Origin of the sequence: Mesorhizobium sp. M7A.F.Ca.AU.002.02.1.1 (assembly GCF_003998535.1) — a bacterium.
Classification (GTDB): domain Bacteria; phylum Pseudomonadota; class Alphaproteobacteria; order Rhizobiales; family Rhizobiaceae; genus Mesorhizobium; species Mesorhizobium ciceri.
Genome location: NZ_RZPB01000513.1, coordinates 1 through 4,427, shown reverse-complemented (window position 1 = coordinate 4,427; position 4,427 = coordinate 1). Strand labels below are relative to the sequence as shown.

At 63.4% G+C, this 4,427-nt stretch carries 6 protein-coding genes; 4 read left to right on the top strand and 2 right to left on the bottom strand.

Annotated elements, in window-relative coordinates; all coding sequences use genetic code 11:
• The coding region (locus EN879_RS25465) for an LOG family protein (RefSeq protein WP_206521003.1) at nucleotides 1-794 on the bottom strand (794 nt) is incomplete at its 3' end.
• Nucleotides 795-936: 142 nt separating this feature from the next.
• Here EN879_RS25465 and dapD point away from each other — a divergent pair.
• From dapD to EN879_RS25445, 4 genes are all read left to right on the top strand, one after another.
• Complete coding sequence (gene dapD, locus EN879_RS25460; RefSeq protein ID WP_013528480.1) at nucleotides 937-1,791, top strand: 2,3,4,5-tetrahydropyridine-2,6-dicarboxylate N-succinyltransferase; 855 nt, start codon at nucleotides 937-939, stop codon at nucleotides 1,789-1,791.
• Between the two features lie 72 nt (nucleotides 1,792-1,863).
• A complete protein-coding gene (locus EN879_RS25455) occupies nucleotides 1,864-2,226 on the top strand; it encodes a DUF805 domain-containing protein (protein WP_013528479.1) in 363 nt (120 codons plus the stop codon).
• Complete coding sequence (locus EN879_RS25450) at nucleotides 2,219-2,596, top strand: DUF805 domain-containing protein (protein ID WP_024502086.1); 378 nt, start codon at nucleotides 2,219-2,221, stop codon at nucleotides 2,594-2,596. The genes EN879_RS25455 and EN879_RS25450 overlap by 8 nt, the downstream gene beginning before the upstream one ends.
• 13 nt (nucleotides 2,597-2,609) lie before the next feature.
• Nucleotides 2,610-3,383 (top strand): hypothetical protein, encoded by a 774-nt coding sequence (locus tag EN879_RS25445; RefSeq protein WP_063169724.1) that lies wholly within the window; start codon nucleotides 2,610-2,612, stop codon nucleotides 3,381-3,383.
• On the opposite strand, the gene EN879_RS25440 is transcribed toward EN879_RS25445, so the two are convergent.
• Complete coding sequence (locus EN879_RS25440; protein WP_063169725.1) at nucleotides 3,286-4,326, bottom strand: 2-dehydropantoate 2-reductase; 1,041 nt, start codon at nucleotides 4,324-4,326, stop codon at nucleotides 3,286-3,288. The genes EN879_RS25445 and EN879_RS25440 overlap by 98 nt on opposite strands.
• Between the last annotated feature and the right edge of the window lie 101 nt (nucleotides 4,327-4,427).

Genomic DNA, 4,427 nt, shown 5'->3' with positions numbered 1-4,427 from the left:
GCGTCGACGAAGTCGATGATGTCCTGATCGCCGGGGCTGATCGTGCCCTGCTCGGCGAGGAAATCGAGATCGCTCGCCCGCTTCCAGAAGGATTTGCCGAACAGGATCACCGGCACGCGCTCCATGCGCCCTGTCTGGATCAGGGTCAGCGTCTCGAAGAATTCGTCCATCGTGCCGAAGCCGCCCGGAAACACCGCGACCGCCTTGGCGCGCATGACGAAATGCATCTTGCGGATAGCGAAATAATGGAAGTTGAAACAGAGCTCCGGCGTCACATAGATGTTCGGCGCCTGCTCGTGCGGCAAGACGATGTTGAGGCCTATCGACGGCGCGCCGACATCGTCGGCGCCGCGGTTTCCCGCTTCCATCACGCCAGGCCCGCCGCCGGTCACCACGACATATTCGCGGTAATAGGAGGTAGCCGATTGCTGCGAGCAGAGGCGGGCGAATTTGCGCGCTTCCTCGTAGTATTTGCTGTTCTCTTCGAGGTTCTTCTTCTGCGTCTCGTTCTTGGCCGCCCAGGCCTCGCCGCCGGGTTCCGGCAGGCGCGCACCGCCGAACAGGATCACCGTCGAGCGGATGCCGCGTTCGGCTAGGATCATTTCCGGTTTCAGGAGTTCGAGTTGCAGCCTGACCGCGCGCAACTCGCGCCGCGTCATGAAGTCGGGATCGTTCCAGGCGAGCCGGTAGGTTTCGGCACGCGTCTGCGGCGTGTCAGGCACGCTCTTCGACCGCTCCAGATCCTCGTCCGAATGCGGCAGCGGCGTCCACCCCGCCTTTTCCATAGGAGTCATAACTACCCGTCCAATTCCCTTAACTGCGCCGTCCCGTGACGCACACGCGATTGACCCCCATTAAGCCTTAACATAGGGTCCGCGCGACTTTCAAAACAGGTTAAGGCTCAGTCCCTTAACAGCTTGGTAATGGAGCGAATTCATGTCGAAGCCCGATCTGGCGAGCCTCGAAAAGACCATCGAGAAGGCCTTCGAGGAACGCGATGCGATTTCGACTGCGACGCGCGGCGAAACGCGCGATGCCATCCAGTCGGCGCTTGACCTGCTCGACCGCGGCGCCGTCCGCGTCGCCGAGCGGCAGGCCGACGGCAAGTGGCATGTCAACCAGTGGCTGAAGAAGGCCGTGCTTTTGTCCTTCCGGCTCAACCCGATGGAGATCATCAAGGGTGGTCCCGGCGAAGCGACGTGGTGGGACAAGGTGCCGTCGAAGTTCGATGGCTGGGGCGCTGTCGATTTCGAAAAGGAGGGCTTTCGCGCCGTGCCGGGGTCGATCGTGCGTCGCTCGGCCTATATCGCGCCGGGCGCCGTGCTGATGCCGTCCTTCGTCAATGTCGGCGCCTATGTCGATACAGGCACCATGATCGACACCTGGGTCGGGGTAGGCTCCTGTGCCCAGATCGGCAAGAACGTGCATCTTTCCGGCGGCGTCGGCATCGGCGGCGTGCTGGAGCCGATGCAGGCAGGTCCGACCATCATCGAGGACAATTGCTTCATCGGCGCGCGCTCGGAAGTGGTCGAGGGCTGCATCGTGCGCGAAGGCTCGGTGCTCGGCATGGGCGTCTTCATCGGCCAGTCGACCAAGATCGTCGACCGCGCTACCGGCGAGATTTTCTATGGCGAAGTGCCGCCGAATTCCGTCGTCGTCGCCGGAGCGATGCCGGGCAAGCCCTTTCCGAACGGCGAGCCGGGTCCGAGCCTCTACTGCGCCGTCATCGTCAAGCGCGTCGACGCCAAAACCAGGTCCAAGACCTCGATCAACGAATTGCTGCGCGATTGATCTTTGCGCAAAGCGGGCGCACCTTCCGCCGGCGCGACAATCGGTCGCGCGGGTTCATCATGGAGGGGTGACATGGACTGGAAGTATCTGCTCACAAGTTTTGACGGTCGCATCAACCGTGGCAAGTTCTGGGCCGCGATTGGCGTTTTCATCGTCATTGGCATCGTTGCCTTTATTCTCGATGCGATCCTCGGTACACGCATCACCACGGCCAGTGGCGCCCAGATCGGCATCATCGGCATTCTCATCGCTCTGGCCTCGATCTATTTCGCACTCGCAGTCTACGCCAAGCGCTGGCATGATCGCGGCAAGTCGGGCTGGTGGAGCCTGATCATGCTGGTGCCATTGATCGGCCCGATCTGGTTTCTGGTGGAATGCGGCATTCTCGAAGGCGCCAGGGGCGCCAATCAATATGGACCGGACCCGCTTGCCTGACAGATCAGATCTCACCTGGCTTTTCTTCAAAACCTCGGGCCGCGTCAGTCGCGCGGCCTATTTTCTTGGCGGGTTGCTCGTCGCTATCATCCAGGCCTTCCCGCTCTACCGCTTCACGCTGGTGCCGGAAGGTTCGGCCGAGAGCAACATGTGGTCGTTCATCTTCTTCGTCGCCTTCATCGCCTCGCTGTGGTCGAACATTGCCCTGGCGGTCAAGCGGCTGCACGATTTGGACAAGCCGGGCATTGCGGCGCTGATCCTGTTCGTGCCGGTGGTCTCGATCGTGGCCTTCCTTGTGTTGTGCCTGTTTCCGGGGCAGCCTGGACCCAACCGCTACGGCCGGCGCACCAACGAGCCAGCACAACCCTGAGGTTCGATCGGACATGCGCTACCGTACGCTTGATCCGAAACTGATCATCGAGACCGCAGAACGGCTGGAGACGCGCGTTGCGGAGCGTTTCCCCGATGCCGGCCTGCGCGGCGTTGCCGCCGAACTGGTCTCGCTGTCGCGCGACCTGGCACAGGGCGCCAAGGCCCTGGAAGCGCCGATCTGGTGGCTGCGCGGCCTCATCGTCGCCGCTGTCGTTGCCGGCGCACTGATGTTCATCTTCGTCGGAACCGTATTGCCATTCGACCGCATTTCCAAACCGGGTGATGCCGTCCAGTCTGTGCAAGGCATCGAAGCTTCGCTCAACATGTTCATCCTCGCCATTGTCGGATTTCTCGCCTTGATCCGCTCCGAGGAGCGCATCAAGCGCAAGCAGGTCTTTCGCCAGCTGCATGGCCTGCGCTCGCTGATCCACGTCATCGACATGCACCAGCTGACCAAGGATCCGGCGGCGCTGTCGGCCGATTTCAAGCCAACGTCGCATTCGCCCGCCCGCATCACCAATGCCGCCGACCTGGCGCGTTACCTCGACTATTGCTCCGAAATGCTGTCGATCACCGGCAAGATCGCCGCATTGTTCGCGCAGTCGGTCAATGACGACGTGGTCATCGACGGCGTCAACGACATCGAGAACCTGGCGTCCAACCTGTCGCGGAAAATCTGGCAGAAGATCACGTTGATCGACGGCCGGCCGGTGCAACAATCTGCTCCGGCGCCAGGCCCGGCGAGCCAAGCCGCTCCGCTTCCGCCGCGCGCACCAAGGCGATGATCCGCTGAACCGTCGGCACGGGCGTGCCGGCCTTCCCCGCCAGCCGCAAGATGGCACCTTGCAAGTCGTCGATCTCCGTCGGCCGGCCGCGCTGAAGATCGTCCCACATCGACGAGCGCGCCTGCGGGTCGATCGCCAGCATGCGCCGCGCCAAGAGCTTGAACAGCCAGTCCGGCAGCCTGAGCACTTTCGGCAGCAGCGCCGGCCGCAGGCCGGCGATCCGCGCCGGCTCGATGCCGGACGCTTTCAGCGCCGTCAGCGCCTCGTCGATCTGGCCAGCCAGGATCAGCCGCCAGCGTCGGTCGGCCAGTTCGGTTGCCAGCGGCAGGCCGGAAAGCGCCACCAGCGCGTTGTTCAGATTCATCAGCAGCTTGCCCCACAGCACCGCCTTCATGTCGCCATGCGCTTCAACCGCAAACCCTTCGACGCCAAGCAGGCCGACCAGGCCGGCATCGCCATCCTCGACCATCACCTTGCCGTCGCTGGCGCGGTGCACGCGCAGCGGCAGCTCGCCGTCCGGCGACTGCACCACATTGAACGGCACCATGCCGGCCAGCACCGTTCGCCGGCCAAGTCCGGCACGCAGCCTGTCGGCATTGTCGACACCGTTCTGCAGGCTGATCACCACGGCGTCGGGCCGGGCATGAGCTTTGATAAGATCCGCCATGTCCTGAGTGGCGCCGCTCTTGACCGTGACCAGGATCACGTCTGCCTGCGGCAGGGTGGCGGCCGGATCGGTGGTGACGGCAAGCGCCTCCGGCTTGATCGAGCGATCGCGGCCCTGGAGGTCGCTGACCCGCAATCCACCCTGCCGCAACGCTGCCTCAATGCGCGGCCGGGCCAGCAGAATGACCTTTCGGCTGGCCAGCGCCAGGCAGCCGCCGGCATAGCAGCCGATGCTGCCGGCACCGGCTATGACGATCCGTTTGTCCTTGTCTGCCATCCTGTCGCCCGCGCCGGGTCGCAACTATACGACATGAAAACCATAATATCGGCGGTATCGCCAGCCATGAGGCTGGCCCCTATGTCTGGCCGTGACAGGCC